At 64.1% G+C, this 20,407-nt stretch carries 22 protein-coding genes and 1 tRNA gene; 13 read left to right on the forward strand and 10 right to left on the reverse strand.

Annotation, left to right across the window (positions count from 1 at the left end):
• Positions 1-161: 161 nt before the first annotated feature.
• From LB518_RS20075 to LB518_RS20090, 4 genes are all read right to left on the reverse strand, one after another.
• The gene (locus LB518_RS20075; protein ID WP_224579590.1) at positions 162-938 is read right to left on the reverse strand and encodes a molybdopterin-binding protein; all 777 of its coding nucleotides are present in this window, start codon (positions 936-938) and stop codon (positions 162-164) included.
• Positions 935-1,786 carry a cytochrome b/b6 domain-containing protein gene (locus tag LB518_RS20080; RefSeq protein WP_224579591.1) on the reverse strand — a complete coding sequence of 284 codons (852 nt, stop codon included), beginning with the start codon at positions 1,784-1,786 and terminating at the stop codon, positions 935-937. The genes LB518_RS20075 and LB518_RS20080 overlap by 4 nt, the downstream gene beginning before the upstream one ends.
• 113 nt (positions 1,787-1,899) lie before the next feature.
• The gene (locus LB518_RS20085) at positions 1,900-2,532 is read right to left on the reverse strand and encodes a hypothetical protein (RefSeq protein ID WP_224579615.1); all 633 of its coding nucleotides are present in this window, start codon (positions 2,530-2,532) and stop codon (positions 1,900-1,902) included.
• A 153-nt stretch (positions 2,533-2,685) separates the two neighbouring features.
• On the reverse strand, positions 2,686-3,267 hold the full coding sequence (locus tag LB518_RS20090) for a TetR/AcrR family transcriptional regulator (protein ID WP_224579592.1): 582 nt from the start codon (positions 3,265-3,267) through the stop codon (positions 2,686-2,688).
• A gap of 113 nt (positions 3,268-3,380) precedes the next feature.
• Between LB518_RS20090 and LB518_RS20095 the strand changes: the two genes are divergently transcribed.
• Together LB518_RS20095 and LB518_RS24720 are read left to right on the forward strand one after the other, a co-directional pair.
• On the forward strand, positions 3,381-3,911 hold the full coding sequence (locus LB518_RS20095; RefSeq protein WP_224579593.1) for a nuclear transport factor 2 family protein: 531 nt from the start codon (positions 3,381-3,383) through the stop codon (positions 3,909-3,911).
• Positions 3,908-4,030 (forward strand): hypothetical protein, encoded by a 123-nt coding sequence (locus LB518_RS24720; protein WP_286198783.1) that lies wholly within the window; start codon positions 3,908-3,910, stop codon positions 4,028-4,030. The genes LB518_RS20095 and LB518_RS24720 overlap by 4 nt, the downstream gene beginning before the upstream one ends.
• Before the next feature lie 60 nt (positions 4,031-4,090).
• Here LB518_RS24720 and LB518_RS20100 read toward each other — a convergent pair.
• Positions 4,091-4,167, reverse strand: a tRNA-Arg gene (locus LB518_RS20100).
• 229 nt (positions 4,168-4,396) lie between these two features.
• A complete protein-coding gene (locus tag LB518_RS20105) occupies positions 4,397-5,899 on the reverse strand; it encodes a sensor histidine kinase (protein WP_353619971.1) in 1,503 nt (500 codons plus the stop codon).
• Positions 5,900-6,292: 393 nt separating this feature from the next.
• On the opposite strand from LB518_RS20105, the gene rpmH reads away from it, so the two are divergent.
• The 7 genes from rpmH to dapD all read left to right on the forward strand — a co-directional run bounded on the left by rpmH (position 6,293) and on the right by dapD (position 12,226).
• Positions 6,293-6,427 carry a 50S ribosomal protein L34 gene (gene rpmH, locus LB518_RS20110; RefSeq protein WP_224579594.1) on the forward strand — a complete coding sequence of 45 codons (135 nt, stop codon included), beginning with the start codon at positions 6,293-6,295 and terminating at the stop codon, positions 6,425-6,427.
• A gap of 47 nt (positions 6,428-6,474) precedes the next feature.
• The gene (gene rnpA / locus LB518_RS20115) at positions 6,475-6,948 is read left to right on the forward strand and encodes a ribonuclease P protein component (protein ID WP_224579595.1); all 474 of its coding nucleotides are present in this window, start codon (positions 6,475-6,477) and stop codon (positions 6,946-6,948) included.
• The gene (yidC, locus tag LB518_RS20120; RefSeq protein WP_224579596.1) at positions 6,945-8,870 is read left to right on the forward strand and encodes a membrane protein insertase YidC; all 1,926 of its coding nucleotides are present in this window, start codon (positions 6,945-6,947) and stop codon (positions 8,868-8,870) included. The genes rnpA and yidC overlap by 4 nt, the downstream gene beginning before the upstream one ends.
• 40 nt (positions 8,871-8,910) lie before the next feature.
• Complete coding sequence (yihA, locus tag LB518_RS20125) at positions 8,911-9,573, forward strand: ribosome biogenesis GTP-binding protein YihA/YsxC (RefSeq protein WP_224579597.1); 663 nt, start codon at positions 8,911-8,913, stop codon at positions 9,571-9,573.
• A gap of 74 nt (positions 9,574-9,647) precedes the next feature.
• Positions 9,648-10,553: an acetylglutamate kinase gene (argB, locus tag LB518_RS20130; protein WP_224579598.1), complete on the forward strand. Its 906-nt coding sequence runs from the start codon at positions 9,648-9,650 to the stop codon at positions 10,551-10,553.
• 2 nt (positions 10,554-10,555) lie between these two features.
• A complete protein-coding gene (locus LB518_RS20135) occupies positions 10,556-11,296 on the forward strand; it encodes a pyrimidine 5'-nucleotidase (protein WP_224579599.1) in 741 nt (246 codons plus the stop codon).
• Between the two features lie 78 nt (positions 11,297-11,374).
• Entirely contained in the window at positions 11,375-12,226 is an 852-nt protein-coding gene (gene dapD, locus LB518_RS20140; protein ID WP_224579600.1) for a 2,3,4,5-tetrahydropyridine-2,6-dicarboxylate N-succinyltransferase, read from the forward strand.
• A 10-nt stretch (positions 12,227-12,236) separates the two neighbouring features.
• Here the strand turns inward: dapD and LB518_RS20145 are convergent, their stop codons facing one another.
• Positions 12,237-12,713 (reverse strand): SRPBCC family protein, encoded by a 477-nt coding sequence (locus tag LB518_RS20145; protein WP_224579601.1) that lies wholly within the window; start codon positions 12,711-12,713, stop codon positions 12,237-12,239.
• On the reverse strand, positions 12,710-13,057 hold the full coding sequence (locus tag LB518_RS20150) for an ArsR/SmtB family transcription factor (RefSeq protein WP_224579617.1): 348 nt from the start codon (positions 13,055-13,057) through the stop codon (positions 12,710-12,712). Before LB518_RS20150 ends, LB518_RS20145 begins: the two co-directional genes overlap by 4 nt.
• A gap of 161 nt (positions 13,058-13,218) precedes the next feature.
• Here LB518_RS20150 and LB518_RS20155 point away from each other — a divergent pair, with 161 nt between their 5' ends.
• The 3 genes from LB518_RS20155 to LB518_RS20165 all read left to right on the forward strand — a co-directional run bounded on the left by LB518_RS20155 (position 13,219) and on the right by LB518_RS20165 (position 16,742).
• Positions 13,219-14,256: a lactonase family protein gene (locus LB518_RS20155; RefSeq protein WP_224579602.1), complete on the forward strand. Its 1,038-nt coding sequence runs from the start codon at positions 13,219-13,221 to the stop codon at positions 14,254-14,256.
• Positions 14,257-14,320: 64 nt separating this feature from the next.
• Positions 14,321-15,586 carry an MFS transporter gene (locus tag LB518_RS20160; RefSeq protein WP_224579603.1) on the forward strand — a complete coding sequence of 422 codons (1,266 nt, stop codon included), beginning with the start codon at positions 14,321-14,323 and terminating at the stop codon, positions 15,584-15,586.
• Positions 15,587-15,713: 127 nt separating this feature from the next.
• Positions 15,714-16,742 (forward strand): DUF4432 family protein, encoded by a 1,029-nt coding sequence (locus LB518_RS20165; RefSeq protein WP_224579604.1) that lies wholly within the window; start codon positions 15,714-15,716, stop codon positions 16,740-16,742.
• Positions 16,743-17,095: 353 nt separating this feature from the next.
• Here LB518_RS20165 and LB518_RS20170 read toward each other — a convergent pair whose 3' ends face one another.
• Both LB518_RS20170 and LB518_RS20175 read right to left on the reverse strand, forming a co-directional pair.
• Positions 17,096-18,064, reverse strand: a complete 969-nt coding sequence (locus tag LB518_RS20170; RefSeq protein WP_224579605.1) for a phosphate acetyltransferase — start codon at positions 18,062-18,064, stop codon at positions 17,096-17,098.
• A gap of 19 nt (positions 18,065-18,083) precedes the next feature.
• Positions 18,084-19,139: an aldo/keto reductase gene (locus LB518_RS20175; protein WP_224579606.1), complete on the reverse strand. Its 1,056-nt coding sequence runs from the start codon at positions 19,137-19,139 to the stop codon at positions 18,084-18,086.
• Positions 19,140-19,514: 375 nt separating this feature from the next.
• On the opposite strand from LB518_RS20175, the gene LB518_RS20180 reads away from it, so the two are divergent.
• Positions 19,515-20,024: a nucleoside deaminase gene (locus tag LB518_RS20180; protein WP_224579618.1), complete on the forward strand. Its 510-nt coding sequence runs from the start codon at positions 19,515-19,517 to the stop codon at positions 20,022-20,024.
• Positions 20,025-20,407: the final 383 nt, after the last annotated feature.

The raw sequence follows: 20,407 nt of genomic DNA on the forward strand, positions 1-20,407 counted from the left end.
CTGGTAGCGCGGTAGGCGCGGTTCGGCAATGGGACGACCATGGCGAGTTCCGCGTTTGCGGCCGCTTCGATTTGCACAGTTCGTCCTTCCGCCCGTTAACCGCGGACTAGGTACAGGTGCCGGGAGGCATATGCGTTTGGTATCGGGGCTTCGTCGTGCATTCAGATTCCCGCGTACCACTCGTATCCACGGTCCTCCCAGAAACCGCCCTTACCACCCCAAAGGTCGCCGAAGCTTTCGACGATCTCGATGCTCATGATGTATTTGGCCTGCTTGTAGCCGAGCTGCCGCTCCACGCGCAGCCGGAGCGGAGCGCCGTGTCCGACCGTCAGGTCCGCGTCGTTCATCGCGTAAGCGAGGATCGTCTGCGGATGAAACGCGTCGATGAGGTCGACGCTCTCGTAGTAGCGGCCGCTGCCGTCGAGAGTCTTCTCCAGTTCATCGGCGCAGTGGAAGACCGCGAAACGCGCGTTGGGTTTCAACCCCGCTGCCTGAAGCACGAGGCCGAGTGGCACGCCGGTCCACTTGCCGATCGCGCTCCAGCCCTCGACGCAGTCGTGGCGGGTGATCTGGGTACGCGAAGGAAGCTTCTTGAGGTCCGCCAGCGAGAATTCCAGCGGCCGATTCACCAGACCGCCGATCTTCAGCTTCCAATCGGCGAATCCGTTCTCATGCAGCGCGGCATATTCCTCGGAGTCAGGCGCCTGCGTGCCGTTGACCCGGAACGTCGGCGAAATTTCCGCCGCCGAGAATTCCCTCGCCAAGGGTCTGTGCCGCAGCAACATGCGTTGCGCACCCATCGTCAGCGCTTCGGCCGATCGCAACACGGCATAGACGTCAGGGTTTTGTTCGAGGATGCCGTAGCCGCCCACCGCGAGCGCCCCAGCTGCAACCGTGCTGCCGATGAGGAAGCGCCGTCTAGTCAGAAGACTAGTCATGCGTCAGGGCCCTCGTTCCGGATGGCATAGCGGCCTGTGATCATCGAACGCATGTTGTTCCAAGGCCCGGACAGAATGACCATGGCGACATGAACGATGACGAACAGAACAAGCAGGGATGCCGAGATGAAGTGGATGGTGCGGGCTGATGGTCGTCCTCCGAAGATGTCGAGAAGAACTGGAAAGGCAGCATCGATGCCGGGTGACATTGTCAGCCCGGTCAGCACCATCAAAGGCAGCAATCCCGCGACGACGATGATGTAGGTGAGCTTCTGGAGCACATTATAGTGCCGGGCCTTCTCTCCCTCCGGAAAGCGCAGGCGAGCGTGATCGAGGATCTCCTGCCAGAGGTGGCGCGGTGCGAGCTCGTGGCGGTTCAGCGCCAGATCACGGCGGAAATGCCCGCTCAAGAGATTATACGTCAGATAGACGAAGCCATTGATGACGAAGAGCCAGGCAAAGAAGAAGTGCCAGCGCCGGCCCGCGGCGAGATCCTGATAAGACGGCAGCGTGAGCCAGCCCGGAAATGCCCGAGGCGTCCACTGGCCTTCCATCTTCGACAGGCCCAGCACGCCGGTGGTCCCAATGGTCATACCGCCCACCGTCACGAAGCCGCGCGGTTCGCCATTGCGCTCATCCGCGCCGATCGTGATGAAAGCGCGATCGTCATCCGCGCCATATTGGCCCCAATGGAGTCGCGGATAGGCATTGAATATCTGGAGTCCGCTGAAGATCAGAAAGCTGAGACAAAGCACATTCAGCCAATGCGTCAGTCGGGTCACGATCGAGTGCCGCCGGACCAGGATGGTCCTTCGGTGTGACGTTGATTGATGCCTCTCCTCATTCATGGGTCGATCCCGACAGGTTGGCTGAGTGAGCTGGCGCCGCGCGCGACGCGCGAAATCGAAGTTTCCACCGGCCGGGCGATTGGGAGGCGGGCCCGACCGGTGTCGTCATCGGCTCACATCGGCGGGACAACACCGTTTTTGCCGACGACAACCTGCCGCGCGGTGATCGCGCCGCCTTCCGTCTTCTCGCCAGAGACGAAGACAACCGCTCCCGACGTCAGATCAGCCTCAGTTGCCGGGGCGAGAGTGACGACGGGCGTTCCGTCCGGAATGGCGATCTTCTTTTCCTTGCCGTGGTAGGAGACGGTGACAGTTCGCCCGCTCACTCCCTTGACTGCGTCCGCGACCGTAGCGTTGGTCATGGTGCTGTTGGGCTTCAGATCCCAGCCGAAGCTGCCTTCACCGGCTCCTTTCAGGGCGGCCGGGAAGATCAGCACCTCAAGCGCGCCATCGCCACCGTCCTTGGTGGGTAGCGAAGCGATACCGACATAATCGCCAGGCTTGATGTCAGAGATGGCCGCACGCGCAACGCTCGAAACCATCCCTCCTTGGGCGAAAGCGATGTTGGCGGTCTGGCCTTCGCGCGTCTTCACCGTCAACGTACCGCCGTCGAAGCTGGCGATGGAACCGCGCACGCGGATCGGCTCTCCCTTGGGGCTTTCCGCAAAAACCGGCGAAGTGCTCGCGATGAGAGGCAGTGTGACAACAGCGACCGCAAAAAGGGCCGGCACAAGTTTCCGAAGCATGTCATCTCCTTCATACCTACTGATAGGTAGTCTCATGGCGCGAGGGGGGCGGCTATGCGGCGCGCCAAGTGACCGCAAACGCCGAAGTTCAACCGAGGCCTACCAACTACATGGTAGACGTCACAGATATACGGATGTCGTCAGTTTCTCCGTTCACTGTCGAGCCGCAGTGAGCCTCTCGATCAAAGGCTGGGTGACAGCCGCGAATACCGCAGGATCACCATAAGCCCTTGCCGAGAGCATGGCACCATGCACGGTCGCGATGAACGTTTCCGCTTCGGATCGAGCGGTACCAGACAGTTTCAAAGTCCCCTGCTTCGCGCCTCGCTCTATCACTGATGTCAGCCAAGCCGAGAGGAGACGAAAATACTCTCTGACCTCCAGAACGACCTCCGGGGGCAGGACCGGGATTTCGCTGGCAAGCAAGGCGCACACGCAGAAAGGTCTTGACCCATCGCCGATGCACGCCGCCCAGTATTCTGTGTAGGCGCGAAGCTGATCAATCGGCTCTTGAAGCGCAAGATGCGCGAGCGCCGCCTCGGTGTCCTCGCGATAGCGCGCCACAAGGGTGCGAACCAGATCAGCCTTGCCAGGGAAATGATGATGAATGCTTGCCTTGCGAATGCCGACCGCCTCGGAGATGTCGGCGTAGCTGAAGCCGTTGTATCCACCTGCGATGATCAGCGATCGGGCGCAGCGGAGAATGTTGTCGGAGGTGGTTGCCAAATTGCTCATGCATGCTACCTACCTTCTAGTAGGAAGCCCGTCAAGCGCCTATGAGCTTCTGCTATGAAAACGGTCGATCGGACAGGGAAATGATGAACACGTCTAGCGATTTTGAGACCAGATTGCGCACGATCGAAGACAAGCTCGCCATCTACGAATTGATCGCCTCGCATCCGCCAAGCGCCGACACCGGAGCAGCGGACTATACTGTTTCGGTCTACCGCGAGGACGGCGTGTTTGACCGCGGACCGACGCTCGACGGTGCGAAAGGCGCCAAGGACATCGCAGCATTCATACAAAGACCGGAGCATCGCGAGGCGATTCGAGGCGGACTCGCCCATTTTACCGGCCTGCCGCTCGTCGACTTACGAGGCGATGCGGCGATTGTGACGTCTTATCTGATGATCGTTCACCTCGACCAGGAAGGCGAGCCGCGTGAGCTTGCCAATCATGGCATATCGACCGGTTACCGGATTCACCGCGCCGTCGTGAACCGCTGGGAACTCGAAAAGCGCCACGGCCGCTGGATGATCGCCAAACGAACGCTCCTGCCCGTAGATGGCTCCGACATTCACCAAGAACTGCTACAGCGTGGCCTGAGTGAACTTCATTTCGACAGGGAAATCGGCGCTGCCCAGGCGGAGGGCGAATGACCCCAGCCAAGAACCAGAACCGGGCAACGTTCCGCGTCTATGATCGTGGCGAGCTCGATGCATCACGCCGCATCTCCGAGCACCGGATCGCAGCGCGGAACGGCAAGGAAACGACTTGAGGAACGTCGGGAACGCAATTTCCGAAGCGTTGCCACAAATACTCAAAACTAATGAAAAAGTGGCGCGCCCGAAGAGATTCGAACTCCTGACCCCCAGATTCGTAGTCTGGTGCTCTATCCAGCTGAGCTACGGGCGCCTGCCGATCTGATCGTGAAGAATTCTTCCGACCAGTGCTGCGCCCCGGAGGGCGTCGGCGGCGTCTAACTAGCCGCTCGACCGGAGGATTGCAAGCGCCCTTTTCCCGTCTCTCCACAGGGGCGTGCCGGCATCGGCATCGGCCGCAGGCAGCGCTTGGCGATTGTGGCTGCGAGCTTGGCGGGGACAGCTTCTTTCCTTCGCTGGCGCATGTCTCGACCTGCCTGGCCTCAGCGCGCCTGGGCCCGGCGGGCGCGGTCGAAGGCAACGGGGCGGTCGGGGAGGGTGATCTCGAAGACGGCTCCGGGGCCGTCGCCGTCGACAAGCAGGATCGTGCCGCCATGGGCGCGCACGATCTCGGCTGCGATGGCGAGCCCAAGGCCCGTGCCGCCGGGGCGCACGCCGCCCTGGAAGGCTTGGAAGAGGTTCGCGCGGGCTCTCTCCGGCACGCCCGGACCCGTATCGCAGACGCGTACCAGGGCCACGGCGCCCTGGCGCTCGGCCTCGATGCTCAAGCGGCGGATTACCGCCGGATCCGGCTCGCCATCCATCGCCTGGACGGCGTTGCGGCAGAGATTGAGCAGCACGCGGAACATCTGGTCGGGATCGGCATCGATCTCGAAGCCGCCTTCGACTTCAATCTCGCAGTGGATCGTTGCGTGGCTTTCGAGGCCAAGCACCTCAACGACATCGCGGACGACCCGTGACAGCGCGACCAGGCGGCGGCTTGGCTCCCGTTCGCGCGCCCGGCCATAGGCGAGCGTCGTCTGGCAATAGTCGATGGCGCGGCCGAGCGTCGCCACGAGGCGGGGTGCGAAACGCTGCACGGTGGGATCGGGAAGGGCGGCAATGCGGTCCGAGAAGAGCTGCGCCGACGCCAGCAGGTTGCGGAGGTCGTGGTTGACCTTCGAGACGGCGAGGCCGAGATCGGCAAGATGGGTCTTCTGCAACAGCGTGTCCGAGAGCTGGCGCTGCATCGCCGCCAGTTCCTCCTCGGCAACGCCGATCTCGTCGGCGCGTCCGCTCGGTGTGATGATGCGTGCCTTGTCCTCGGGATCCTCGGAGAAATGGACCATCGCCTGTGACAGGCGCCGCATCGGCCGGACGAACAGACGCTGCAGGCTGATATAGATCGGTATCGCGGCGATGATCGAGATGAGCGCCGACAGCGCGAGAATCGTGCCGCCGAACCGCAGCATCGCCGAGCGCAACGGACGATCACTGATCACGAGTTCGAGGCTGTTGCCGTCATGCGTCGGTCCGATCACGCGCAGCGTGCGCGGTTCGAAAGCCAGAAGCGTCGAGAAGGCGGCGCCGATCGAACCGGGTGACATCGACTCGCGCAGGTCCACGGTTTCATCGACCGTCGGCGGCATCTCGATCGCGGCCAGAAGACGGGTCGCGTCGCCGGTGCGCGCAACGATCGCGGTGGCGCCGACTGTTGCCAGCAATTGATCCTGCACGCGGCGCGGTACGTCGCTCCAGGCGGCCGAATCGAGCAGGATGCTGGCGGCCTGCGCCGTCGCCAGCCGGTCCTCGAGGAATCGCAGGCGGAAGGTCGCCATGGTCGGCACGAAGCCGGCAATGCCGGTCACCATCACGAAGATGACGGTGAGAATCATGAGCTTGACCGAAAGGCTGGGCACGCGGCGACGTCGTGCCGCGGCGGGACGATCCGCTGCCGGCGCAGTCATGGCTTCCGCATCCCCGGCCTGCTGGCGCGGTTCAGACATGCCGCCTGTCCTCCTCTAAATCGCGCCATGCCGAAGCGGGCATTCCGAATGCCATCTTCGAAAGCCCGCGCTTCCTGGGGTTTCAGCCTCACCCCTGCGCCGAACGCGATCAGCCCTTATGATGCGACAGGGTGCCTCCTGCCGTCAAACCGACGCGATTCGCCGGCTTTATGGCGATGCTGCTGATCGGTCGGCATGGCCATTTGAAGGCGCGAGAGGTCGGTGCGGCGCGTTGACTTGGTCGGACCTTCTCCGTATAAGCCGGGCTCGACGAGAGCAGGCTGCATGCGTGCTGAGGTCGCATGCTGATGCATGCCTGGCTTCGGAGCGGGCCCGCCGCGCCTCCGGATGTGAAACAGATTGAATGAGGGCCGCCCCAGGCGGTGACGACCCATGAAGCGTACTTATCAGCCCAGCAAGCTCGTCCGCGCCCGCCGGCACGGCTTCCGCGCCCGTATGGCCACCGTTGGCGGCCGCAAGGTCGTCGCGCAGCGCCGCGCCCAGGGCCGCAAGAAGCTGACGGCCTGACGCTTTCGGCCAGCAACGCAGCCGGCCGGCGCCTGGAAAGGCTCGCCATGGATCGACAGAAGACCATGGGGCGTCTCAAGAAACGCGCCGAATTTCTAGCCGCCGCCGGTGGAGCTCGCGCTTCCCGGCGCGGTTTTTTGCTGCAGAAGCGGGATCGTGATGGCGAGGTCGGGCCTCGCTTCGGCTTCACCGTCACCAAGAAAATGGGCAATTCGCCGGAGCGCAACCGCATCCGTCGCCGCCTGCGCGAGGCTGTGCGTCTGGCCGCCGCGCCGCATGCGAGCCTCCGCGCCGATTACGTCCTGATCGGCCGCCGCGCCGCACTGTCGCAGCCCTTCGAAGACCTGGTGCGCGACCTTATCTCAGGCCTTGCCTCGTTCGATCGCCCGCCCGCTTCCACGCCGTCGCAACGTTCGACAACGACGGCGCCTGACGGGGGTCGCACGCGGCGCCTCGCCGCACCGAACGAACCCGCCCTCATGGGCCCGACCGACCGTTCCGCCGAAAGATCCGACAGATGACCGACAATCGCAACCTGATCCTGGCCGTCGCCCTGTCGATCGCGGTCGTGTTTGGCTGGCAGTATTTCATCGCCGGGCCGCGCCTCGATCAGACGAAGCGCGAGCAGGCCGCCGCAACGGCTGCCAATACGCCCGCCGCAACGACCGCTGCAGGCACGACACCGGCTGCCGGCACGACGACGCCCGCGACAGGCGCGCCGACGCAGGTGGTCGGGACCGGCGACATGACGCGCGAGGCGGCCCTTGCCGCGACGCCGCGCGTTCCCGTTGAAACCCCCTCAGTTTCGGGCTCGATCAATCTCAAGGGCGGACGCCTCGACGACCTGCGTCTCAAGGGCTACCGCGAGACGGTCAACCCGAACAGTCCGACGATCATCCTGCTGTCGCCCTCGGGTGCGCCCAATGGCTATTTTGCCGAGTTCGGCTGGGTTGGCGCCGCCGCCGGCACGACGGTTCCCGGGCCGGATACCATCTGGACCGCACCGGCCGACGCCAAGCTGACGCCCGATACACCTGTTACGCTGACCTATGACAATGGCGCGGGGCTCACCTTCAAGCGCATCATCTCCATCGATCCGAGCTTCATGTTCACGGTGCGCGATGATGTGACGAACGCGACCGGCCAGCCCGTTTCACTCTCGCCCTATGGCCGCGTCGCGCGCCTCGGCGAGCCGACGGTCGCCGGCTATTACATCCTGCATGAGGGACTCATCGGCTGGATGGGCGACCAGCATCTGCAGGAGATCACCTACGCCAAGATCAAGAAGGAAGGCCCGCAGAGCTTCGCCGATGTCGCCAGCGGCTGGCTCGGCATCACCGACAAATATTGGGCGACCGCGATCGTCCCGCGTGACCGCACGCCGTTCACCGCGCATTTCTCGCATGTCGATACCGGCCAGGGCCTCTATCAGACCGATTTCCAGGGCGCCCCGATCCAGGTGGCGGCCGGCGGCACCGCGACGACGGAGAATCTCGTCTTCGCCGGCGCCAAGCAGGTGTCGATCATCGACGGCTACCGTGACGATCTGAAGATCGAGCATTTCGACCTCCTGATCGACTGGGGCATGTTCTGGTTCTTCACCAAGCCGCTGTTCTACGTCATCGACTATTTCTACAAGCTCTTCGGCAATTTCGGCGTGGCGATCCTTCTGGTCACCGTGCTCGTCAAGGCCATCTTCTTCCCGCTCGCCAACAAGTCCTACAAGTCGATGAGCGCGATGAAGAAGGTGCAGCCGGAAATGGCTGCGATCCGCGAGCGCTTTGCCGATGACAAGGTGAAGCAGCAGCAGGCATTGATGGAGCTCTACAAGAAGGAGAAGATCAATCCGCTGGCCGGCTGCTGGCCGGTGCTGATCCAGATCCCGGTCTTCTTCTCGCTCTACAAGGTGATTTTCATCACCATCGAAATGCGCCATGCGCCGTTCTTCGGCTGGATCCACGATCTTTCGGCGCCCGATCCGACCAATATCTTCACGCTGTTCGGCATGATCCCCTGGTCGCCGCCGCATCTCCTGATGCTCGGCATCTGGCCGATCATCATGGGCATCACGATGTTCGTGCAGATGCGCCTCAATCCGGCGCCGGCCGACCCGGCGCAGCAGGCGATCTTCACCTGGATGCCGGTGATCTTCACCTTCATGCTCGGCTCGTTCCCGGCCGGCCTCGTGATCTACTGGAGCTGGAACAACACGCTCTCGATCGCCCAGCAATATGTGATCATGCGGCGGCAGGGCGTCGACGTGAACCTGCTCGGCAACATCATGGAAACCTTCAAGAAGAAGCCGAAACCGGGTTCTCAACCAGCGACGGCAGTCGCCACCACGGGTGGCGCGGCCAAGCCTGCCGCCACGTCGCGGCCGGCCAATGCCAACAAGCCCGGGCCGAAATCCGGTCCCGGCAAGCCGACAAAGGCCAAGACCTGATGCTGAAGGGCGCGACCCCGATGCGAAAAGGCCTGGACTGATGCCCGAGATCAGCGACGACGAGCTCGCCCGCATTCGCGAGGAGGCCGACCGGATTGAAACCGGCCGGCTGTTCTTCGCCCGCCCATGGAACTTCCTGCGCTCGGTGCCCTCGATCGAGACGCTGCCGCCGATCGCTGAGACCGAGATCGCGTTTGCCGGCCGCTCGAATGTCGGCAAGTCGTCGCTGATCAATGCGCTCACCGGCCGCAGCGGCCTTGCGCGCACATCGAACACGCCAGGCCGCACTCAGGAACTCAACTACTTCTCGTCGGGCGCCGGCGTCATCGTCGTCGACATGCCGGGTTACGGTTATGCCGAGGCGCCGAAGCAACTGGTCGATTCCTGGAACCGGTTGATCCGCGACTATCTGCGCGGCCGCGTGACGCTGCGTCGCGTCTATGTGCTGATCGACGCGCGCCATGGTCTCAAGGCGAACGATCTCGAAACGCTCGATTTGCTCGACAGCACGGCCGTCTCCTACCAGATCGTGCTTACCAAGGCCGACAAGCTGAAGCCCGGCGTTCTCGAGCGCATCGTCGACGACACCGCGGCCGCCATCAAGCGGCGCCCCGCGGCGCATCCGACGATCATTGCCACATCGTCCGAGACTGGCCTCGGCATGGATCGCCTGCGGGCAGAAATCGCCGCGCTCGCCGTCTGACCGCCGATGGCGCGGCGTCATTGTTCCGCCATGTCAAACTCGTTATAGAGCGCTGCCCCGAGCGGAGATATCCCATGACCGACCCCCGGATCACCTCCGGCACCGACCCGGTGCTGACCGCGCAGCTGATCGCCACGGCGCTTCCCTATATGTTGCGCTACGACGAAAAGACCGTCGTGGTGAAGTTCGGCGGCAATGCGATGGGCGACGAGGAACTCGGCAAGGCGTTCGCCGAGGACATCACGCTGCTGAAGCTCGCCGGGATCAATCCGGTGGTGGTGCATGGCGGCGGCCCGCAGATCAACGCGATGCTTGGGCGCCTCGGCATCAAGTCCGAATGGGCGGCTGGGATGCGCATCACCGACAAGGCTACCGTCGAGGTGGTCGAGATGGTGCTGGCCGGCTCGATCAACAAGGAAATCGTCCAGACGATCACGGAAGCCGGCGGCCGCGCCATCGGGTTGACGGGCAAGGACGGCAACATGGTCACGGTGACCAGGCTGACCCGCAAGATCGTCGATCCCGATTCGAATATCGAGAAGATCGTCGATCTCGGCTTTGTCGGCGAGCCGAAGACCGTGCGCACCGAAGTGCTCGAAGTGCTGGCGAAGTCCGAGATCATCCCCGTGCTGGCGCCGGTCTGTGCCGGCGAGGATGGCGAGACCTATAACGTCAATGCCGATACCTTCGCCGGTGCGATCGCCGGCGCGCTTCACGCCTCGCGTCTCCTGTTCCTCACCGATGTTCCCGGCGTGATGGACAAGGACAAGCACCTGATCAAGGAACTGACCGTCGCCGAGGCAAAGGCGATGATCGCCGACGGGACGATCTCGGGCGGCATGATCCCCAAGGTCGAGACCTGCATCGAGGCGCTCGACCGGGGTGTCGAGGGTGTCGTCATTCTCGATGGCAAGACGCCGCATGCGGTGCTGCTCGAGCTCTTCACTGAGCATGGCGCCGGAACGCTGATCAAGCGCTGAACATGGACAAGCCCCCGCTTCGCGACGAGCCGGATCTGGAGCGCTTCGCGCCGGTCCGTTCCTGGGTGTTCGATCTCGACAACACGCTTTATCCGCGTCACTCGAACCTCTTCGCGCAGGTTGACGTCCGCATCCGCGACTATGTCCAGAAGCTGCTGTCGCTTGGGCAGGACGAGGCGCAGCTCCTGCAGCGCGACTATTATCGCCGCTACGGCACGACCTTGCGTGGGCTGATCGTCGAGCATGGCATCGCCCCGGACGACTTCCTCGAATATGTGCATGACATCGACCACTCATCGGTCGAGCCTGATCCGGTGCTGGCGCGCGCGATCGCGCGGCTGCCTGGCAAGCGCTATATCCTCACCAACGGCTCGCGGGCACATGCCGAGAAGGTGATGGCCCGCCTTGGGCTCGGCAGTGGGTTCGAGGATATTTTCGACATCGTGCGCGCCGATCTGCTGCCGAAGCCTCATCCTGATACCTATGCGCGTTTTCTCGGCGAAAACGGCGTTTCGCCAAGCGAGGCGGCGATGTTCGAGGATCTCGCGCGCAATCTCGAGGTGCCCAAGGCGCTCGGCATGGCGACGGTTCTCATCGTACCGCGCGGCACCGAGCCGATCCTTGCCGAGGCCTGGGAGACCGAGGGCAGCGAAGGCGCGCATATCGATTATCTGACGGATGATCTCGGCGCCTTCCTGACGCGCATCGTCGACGGTCTCGGCGCGCGGACCACATCCCCCTGAGGTGCCGACGCCTCATGCGTTGACATCGCGGCAATCGCCGATATCGTCCCGGCCGACTTAATGGAGCCGGATACAGCCATGACATCAGCCGATCTCGCCAGCCTGCAATCGACCATCGAGGCCGCCTTCGAGGATCGGGCCACGATCGGTGTCGGTACCAAAGGCGCCGCGCGCGAGGCGGTCGTCACCGCGCTCGATCTGCTTGATAGCGGCGCCGTCCGCGTCGCCGAGAAAGTCGATGGCGACTGGGTCGTGCATCAGTGGCTGAAGAAGGCCGTTCTCTTGTCCTTCCGCCTCAATCCGATGGTCGCGATTTCGGGCGGTCCTGATGGCGCCCGCTGGTGGGACAAGGTGCCGTCGAAATTCGATGGCTGGGGCGATGCCGAATTCACCCAGGCCGGCTTCCGCGCCGTGCCGGGATCCATCGTTCGCCGCTCGGCCTATATCGCGCCGAACGTCATCCTGATGCCGTCCTTCGTCAACCTTGGCGCCCATGTCGCCGAGGGCACGATGGTCGACACCTGGGTCACGGTCGGCTCCTGCGCCCAGATCGGCAAGAACGTGCATCTCTCGGGCGGTGTCGGGATTGGTGGCGTGCTGGAGCCGTTGCAGGCCGGGCCGACCATCATCGAGGACAATTGCTTCATCGGCGCGCGCTCGGAAGTGGTCGAGGGCGTGATCGTCGGCGAGGGTTCGGTCATCTCGATGGGTGTGTTCATCAGCGGCTCGACCAAGATCATCGATCGCGAGACGGGCGAGGTCCATATCGGCCGGGTGCCGCCTTATTCGGTCGTCGTCTCGGGTTCGCTGCCAGGCAAGCCGCTGCCGAATGGTGCGCCTGGCCCCTCGCTCTACTGCGCCGTCATCGTCAAGCGCGTCGACGAGCGCACTCGCGCCAAGACCTCGGTCAACGAATTGCTGCGCGACTGATCCGCTTAAGTTAGGCGCCGCTCTCGACGAGCCGCGCCAGCTGCTCGGTCACGGTGCCCCAGCCGTCATGGAAGCCGAGCGTCTCGTGCAGGGTCCGGGTTTCCGGGTCCTTGTGCATGGCGAGAGCCGCGTATTCGGTGCCCTCGGCATGGTCCTTCATGGTGATCACGGCGGTCATGAAGGGCTCCTTGCCCGGCCGCCAGCCTGCAGTCAGCGTGTCGGTAAAAACGAAACGCTCCGCCTCGTCGGCGGCAAGGATACAGGCGTCGATATGCGGCACGAAGGCGTCGCCGTTCTCGCTCATCTCAGTGAGCAACGCTCCGCCGGGCTTCAGGTCGAGCGTGACGACACGGCAGAGCGAAGGCGCCGGCAGGAACCAGCGCTCGAGCTTGGCCGGCTCGGTCCATGCCTGCCAGACGCTGAGGCGTGGCGCCTTGATGATGCGCTTGACCACGAGGTCGCGGGCGGGGTCGAATGGCCGGGTCATCGCGGGGTCTCCTTCGGGTTTGCAGTATCGGCGAGAAACTGTTCTAGCCGGTCGGTGCGCGCTTCCCAGAGCTTGCGCTGGGCCACGAGCCAATCGTCGACGATCGCGAGCGGCGCGGTCTCGATCGCGCAGGTGCGGACACGACCTTGCTTGCGGGTCGAGATCCAGCCGCTCTGCTCAAGCACATGAATGTGCTTCATGAAGGACGGCAGGGCCATGTCGAAGGGCTCTGCCAGCTCGCTGATGCTCGCCGGACCGCGCCCGAGCCGGCCGAGTACCGCGCGGCGCGTCGGATCGGCGAGCGCCTGGAAGAGGCCATCGAGGGCGGGCTGATACTGTTCCATATGGCTAAGTATCACAGCGCAATAGTTAGCACAATGGCTCAGTGATTGCTGGGCGGAGCGCATTTCGTCGGTTGCCGGATGCCACCGGCTGGCCGATCCTGCGAAGCCGAATCGCGACGGCTCCCGCCAGAAATCCACCCACCTGCCACCAGGAGACAAGAATGACCGAGGTCCGTTTTGCGCCGGGCGAGAGCCTGCTCGTTGCCGCGCGCGGGACAGGCCCTGAGCACGGGCTCTGGTGTTTCGTCGGCGGGTCGGGTGGCTGGCACGGATCGCAACTCGCCACGGTGGGACAGCTCTCGTCACTCTGTCGCCATCCGACATTGCCGGTGGTCTATGGCAGTGGCAGCGTCCGCGGCGTGCTGCTCGCGTGGCGCGTCCAAGGGGCGGTGGCGGATCCGATAGGCGAGGCGGAGAGTGGCGATGATCCCTGCTTCATCGCGGTCGATCCGACCGGGCGTCTGCTGGTCGCCACCAATTACGGCTCGAGCGACCTGACATTGATACCGCTCGCCGCAGATGGCAGCTTCGAGGGCCCTCTCGCCAAGCTACCGCTCGAAGGCGGCGGCCCCGATTCATCACGGCAGGAGGCGGCGCATCCGCATCAGGCCCTGTTTCACGATGCAATGCTCTTCGTCATCGATCTCGGCGCCGACCGCATTCGCCGCTTCTCCGTCGACCCCGGAAAGCGCGGCGGCGCTGTGCTTGCACCGGCCGGCGAAATCCATGTGCCGCCGGGCACGGGGCCTCGCCATGGTGCGTTCCTGCCGGACGGCCGGCTTGCCTTGAGTGGCGAGCTCGCCTCGAACGTTGTGGTCGGCGCTCTCCAAGGTCCTGCCGGCTGGGCCGGCACGCCGAGTACCCTGCGGACCGGCTCGGCCAGGACGCGCACGGACCGCAATTATCCGGGCGATATCCAGCGATCGGAAGATGGCGCGTTCGCCTATCTCGCCAACAGGGGCCATGACACGATCGCGGCGTTCGATATGCGGGGCGCAGCGCCGAAACTCGTGGCGGAGATCGATGCCGGGGCAGCATGGCCGCAGCATCTCCTCGTTCATGGCGGCCACTTACTGATTGCCGGTTGGGATTCCGCCCGCGTGATGGCGGTGTCGCTCGGCGATGACGGCTTCATCGGGGCGGCCGAGCCGCTGTTCGATTGTCTTGGCCCCGGCTGGCTGTTGCGGTACTCCGCCTGATCTTGTTGCGCGCAGGGGTTGATTCGTACCAATCTCGCGTCGACGTGAGAGCGGGGAGGGGATGATGACGGCAGTCGAATTGCGAAGCGGCGTGATCGAGAAGCCGCTTGCGCGCCTCGCCCCTGTCTACGTCATCGTCGGCATTTCCTATCTCGGCTATGCGATGATGGCGACGCTCTTCGTGCCGATGATGTTATCGCCGACATCGCCTTATGTGCCGGCGGGCGCTTCGATGCAGATGCGCTCGCTGCTGCTCGGCGTGTTGCTGATGCTCTATCCAATGGCACAGGTGGTAGGCTCGCCGGTGCTGGGCGCCTTGTCGGATCGCTTTGGCCGGCGGCCGGTGCTGGTCGCTTCGCTTGCGGTCACGACGATCGCCTATGGCCTCATCTGCCTCGGTCTCGCCGCTCACATGCTGTGGCTGCTCGCTCTTGCGCTCGCTGCCTGCGGTCTTGGGGAGGCGAATGCCGCGATCGGCACCAGCGTCGTCGCCGACACCACCAATCCGGAGGAGCGGCCGAAATATCTCGGCTATATGTGGTCGGTCGTCAGCGTCTCCTATGTGCTCGGGCCGGTTCTCGGCGGGGCGACCGCGGCGCATTTCGGCTATATGTTGCCCTTCCTGGCGATGTTCGCCATCCTCGCCGCGACCTTGGCCACGGTCTTCTTCTCGTTCCGAGAGACGCGCGTTCCGGATGCCGGCGCGCCGAAGCAGAGCATCGCTGCAAGCCTCGGCAATCTGCTGACCGTCGTCACCGACAAGCCGCTCCGCCTCTATTACCTCGTCAATTTCCTCGTCTTTGTGGCGTCGATGGGTTTTTGGCGCGTCATCACGGAATATCTGGTCGATGTATTCGATCTCTCGGTCGGCGAAGTCACGGTCGACTATGCGGCGCTCGCATTGACGGCGGGGATCGGCAATCTCGTGATCATGCCGCTCCTGGTGGGGCGGGTGGACATGCGTCGCCTCGGCATGATCTCGACCGTGCTTGGCGCTGCAGGGGTTCTCCTGGTGCTCGTGCCGGCCGGCGCCGGCGTCGCGGTTGCCTTCGGCGCGCTCGCCAGCATCGCGCTGGCGATCTCCTTTGCCTCGCTGAGCGGCCTCCTTTCCGCACGCGTCGGGCCCGAGCGGCAGGGCGCCGTCCTCGGCAACAATACGGCGCTCGGCTTTCTCGGCGAGGCGATCGGCGTCCTTGGCGGCTCGATGCTCGCAGGGATCTCCCCCATCCTGCCGATGGTATTGTTTGCTCTGATCGCTCTGATCGCGGTGATCATCCTGCGAACGCGCATCGCGCCGACCGACGCATCCACCCAAACAGCCGCGCCATAGATCCCAGCGGTGGCGGGCCGGGATCGGACAGGCTACCAAGGCGAGACCGTTCGTGCTGTCCCGGTGATCGTGGCCGCCGGACGGAGCCAGCGCTCTCCGCGCCGGCGTGTCAGCGAGGTTTGACCCGATGTCCGGTTTCCCACCTGCCGACTTTTCGGACCCTGATCTTGCGGCGAAAACGCCCGACCTGCGGGCGCTCGCTGAAATCCGCCTGTTCCGCCTCGAGGATGGCCCGGGCCGTGGCCAGCGCGTGCTGATCGCGCGCAATGCCGCGGGTGTCGGGTTCGAGGTCGCTGTCGATCGCGGCTTCGATCTTTCGGCGCTCAGCCTCGGGCAGGTCCAACTCGGCTGGCATTCGCAGAACCAGATGCGCTTCCCGCCCCAGCTCTCATCGAGCGAGAACGGCTTCGGCTTCCTGCGCAATTTCGACGGCTTGCTCGTCACCTGCGGGCTCGACTATTACGGGCCGCCGCGGCGCGCTACTGGCGATACCAGTGTCAGTCCTCACCGGCCCGAGCGCGATTTTCCGCAGCATGGCGAAGTCTCGACATTGCAGGCCTACCTTGCTGGCTATGGGCTCGATGCCGAACGTGGCGTTCTGTGGTGCGAAGGCGTGGTGCGGCAGTCCGGCGTTTTCGGCGATGTGCTGGAGCGGCGCCGCCGCATCGAACTCCCGCTCAGTGGGCACACCATCACTCTCGACGACCGCGTGACGAATTGCGGCTTCAATCCCGCGCCACATGCACTGCTCTATCATTTCAATTTCGGCTATCCGCTGCTCGATTTAGCGACTGAGCTCACTGGCGCCTTCGGCGATTTCGCGGCGGTCTTCGCCGATCTGCCGCCAGCGCCGCGGCAGGAGACGCGCGAGATCGTCGATCATCTGCAATTGCCACCGGACGCGAATGGCGATCTCAGTGTCGGCCTTCGCAACCCCGCGCTCGGCGGTATCGGCGTAACGCTGGCCTATCGTCAGGCGAAGCTGCCATCGCTGCTGGTCTGGCGTTCCTATCAATCAGGCGTGTTCGCGCTCGGCATCGAGCCTGGAACGATGTTGCCGCGCGTCGAGGATGGCCGGCTCATCGGCGATACGCTCGGGCCGCGTGCCAGCACGGACTATGGAATGGCCATCACGGTGACATCGGACGGGATCTAGCCCGCGGCGGACGGTATCTAGCCCGCGGCACTGGGGCGTCAGTGACGCGTTGGGGGCTTCGGCGCACGAACCATGCCGAGGCGCGACTGGCACCTGGCGCAGCCAAGCTGTTCGCCATCGGCTCCCTGGTCGAAGGTCAATTCATTCAGATGTCCGCAGTCGATGCAGCGGAGCGTCATCTGCTGGATTGTTTCGCTGTGGTGCATCCTCTCCTCGTCATGTTCGAGCGCACCCGTTATCTCAGCATACGCGCGAAGAACCCTCACGCAACCATCCATCCGTCCGCTTTCTCGTTTCGGCAGCACTCGTTGGATCGGCTGATAACAGCGCCTTGCCGGGATCGACGGCCGCAGTCACGACAAGAGGGCGGCCGCCGTCGTGGCGCGTTGATGGGCGGCCAAAAGCGCCGCGACGGCGCAGGAGGCGAGGCGGCTCTTTCGCGAGTCGGCGCGGCTCGTCAGGATGATCGGCACGCGCGCGCCGACGACGATGCCCGCTGCATCGGCATCCGCAAGAAATGTAAGGCTCTTCGCCAGCATGTTGCCGGCTTCAAGGTCGGGAACGACAAGGATGTTGGCGCGGCCGGCGACGGGCGAGCGTATATGCTTGATCTCGGCCGAGCCGAGATCGATCGCATTGTCGAGCGCTAGGGGACCGTCGACGATTCCGCCCGTGATCTGGCCGCGATCGGCCATCTTGCACAAGGCAGCGGCGTCGATCGTCGAGGGCACATCGGGATTGACCGTCTCCATCGCCGAGAGGATCGCGACGCGCGCGCTGTCGAAGTGAAGTGCCGCTGCGAGGTCGATGGCGTTCTGCACAATGTGGCGCTTTTCATCGAGCGTCGGCGCGATGTTGATCGCGGCGTCGGTGATGATCAGCGGATCGGCATGGCTCGGCACGTCCATGACGAAACAGTGGCTGATGCGCCGGGCCGTCCTCAATCCAGTGTCGCGCGCGACGACGGCGCCCATGAGTTCGTCGGTATGAAGGCTTCCCTTCATCACAGCATCGGCCTCGCCGGCGCGGACCAGCGCAACCGCCTTGTCGGCTGCGTCATGGCTGTGCGCAGCGGCCACACGGCGAAACGAGGCAATGTCGAAGCCGCCGGCCGTAGCGACAGCCTCGAGTTTCGCCGGTGGCGCCACCAGTATCGGCTCGATCAGGCCGAGGGCGGCGGCATCGAGCGCCGCCCCCAGCGAGACGTCGTCGCAGGGATGAACCACCGCGACGCGCAGCTTCGGCAGCGCCTTCGCGGCAGCGATCAGCTGGTCATATTTGTTGCGCCCGATCGCTTCGGCCGGGTTGTCCGTGACGACCATGGCGTGTCTCACTGGCCTTTCAGCGCTTCAGATAGGAGCCGATAAGGCTCAGCTCCGGTGCGCCCAGCCTGGCGGCGGCGCTGTCGCGCTGGTGCCAATGGGGATAGATCAGCCGCTGCAGGCTGACAGCATCGAGGCGGCTGCGTTCGTCGTCCGTCAGCTTCATCTCGGCGGCACCGAGATTGCGCGTCAGCTGGTGCTCATGGCGGGCGCCGATGATCACCGATGTGATGCCCGGCCGGCCGAGCAGCCAGGCAAGCGCGACTTCGGCGGCAGATGCGCCACGTGCTTCAGCGATCGCAACCAGCACTTCGATCGTGTCGTAAAGGCGGTTTTCGTCGGCGATTGGCGGCTCATGCCAATCATTGAGGTGGCGGCCGCCTTCGGCCGGCGTCTGGCCGCGACGATATTTGCCCGAAAGCAAGCCGCCAGCGAGCGGGCTCCAGACCAGCACGCCGAGACCCTGGTCGAGGGTGACGGGGATGAGCTCATATTCCGCATCGCGCGACTCGAGCGAATAGTAGATCTGCTGGCTGACAAGCGGCACGAAGCGATTGGCCCGGGATGTCTCCATCGCCTTCATCAGCTGCCAGCCGGAGAAATTCGACGCGCCGACATAGCGAACCTTGCCGGAGCGAACGAGCGTATCGAGCGCCTCCATGGTCTCTTCGAGGGGCGTCTGGCCGTCCCATTCATGCAGCTGGTAGAGATCGATTGCCTCGATGCGCAGCCGCTTCAGGCTCGCCTCGCACTGGCGGATGATGTGATGGCGCGACAGGCCCTCGTCATTCGGCCCGGATCCCATGGGGAAGCGGACCTTGGTGGCGATCACGAGATCCGCGGTGCGACCGTCGAGAACCTCGCCGAGAATCTCTTCCGACCGGCCGGACGAATAGGCGTTCGACGTGTCGATCAGGTTGATGCCCGCCTCGATGCAGATATCGAGCAGGCGGCGCGCTTCCGTCGTGTCGGTCGCGCCCCATTTGGCGAGACCGCCAACGCCGCCAAAGGTCGCGGTGCCGAAGGAAAGGGTCGAGACCTTGAGGCCCGAGCGACCGAGAAGCCGATATTCCATGGATGCGTTTCCTCTCCATTCAGCGTGACAGGCCCAGCGCCGGCGCCAGCCGGGACGCGGCCGGAACACTGCCCTTCTGTTTGATGAGGGCACGATGCGGGGCGGCGCTGGAAAGCTTGATCCGACCAAAGGGTCGGCCCGCGAAGGGTAGCTTAGATGGCGGGAGAGATCGAGAGGCGAGGGGAGGAATGGCTTGACCGTTCGGCACGTCCGGCCCTTCGCAAGCGCTTCGAAATCGCGCAAGCTTGCGTTTCCGGAGACCGCGCGTTCGCGGCCGGAAAGCGTCGATGGAGCGGCGGCCGAGAAGGGGCCATGCCGCGAGCGGCAAGGGGCCGCGCGACGGGTCGTGCAAGAGATAAACGGGAGGGGCCGGCGATGAGCGAGACGACAGCTAGCGGCGGGGCGGCGTTACCCGACCTAGACCATGCGCATTATCTGCGGCTTGCCTTCAAGGTCGCCGAGGCGGCGAAGGCCTCGGGACAACATCCGTTCGGCGCCATCCTGGTGGGCGGAGACGGTTCCATTCTGATGGAACAGATGAACGGATATCTGCCCGACCGCGATATGACCGGTCATGCCGAGCGCGTGATCGCAACGCGGGCGGGAATTGCCTATGGGCCGAGCTTCCTGGCGTCGGCGACCATGTACACCTCGGCGGAGCCTTGCGCGATGTGCGCCGGGGCGACCTATTGGGTAGGCATCGGACGGCTCGTGTATGGGCTCAGTGAAAAGCGGATGAAGTCGCTGACCGGCAATCATCCCGAGAACCCGACGCTCGATCTCCCCTGCGAGATCGTCCTCGCCTCTGGGCAGCGAAAGGTCGAGGTCATCGGCCCGATGCTCGAGGACGAAGCTGCCCAGTTGCATGAGGGGGTCTGGGGATAATTCCAGGCGCGGGCGAGGGGCGACCATCGCGGAAGCGCGCGGTTTACCGCCGTTTCGCGCGCCATGATCTTGGGACTTGCCCAGCGATTATCCACAGGCCGCCTCCGAAACCGGCAAAATGATCGGGCCGCCATTTTCGGCAGTTGACAGTCGGGGAGGTAAGCCGTACATAACGGCCATCGACGCAGCGGTTGACGCAGTTGACCGCGGGCGAAAAACTCGTCTCTGAGTTTTGTTTTTTGGTGCTTGACTGGTTGCCAATTGGTGGCTAGAGAATGCGCCGCGCCGACCGAAAGGTCCGGTGGAGATCGACGGTTTCTGCCGTCAGTTGTTTGACAATTTCATAGGAAGAAAGAGAAACGTAGGCGGCGTTGTCCTTGCGG

It is taken from the genome of Mesorhizobium sp. BR1-1-16 (assembly GCF_020165495.1).
Taxonomy (GTDB): Bacteria; Pseudomonadota; Alphaproteobacteria; order Rhizobiales; family Kaistiaceae; genus Kaistia.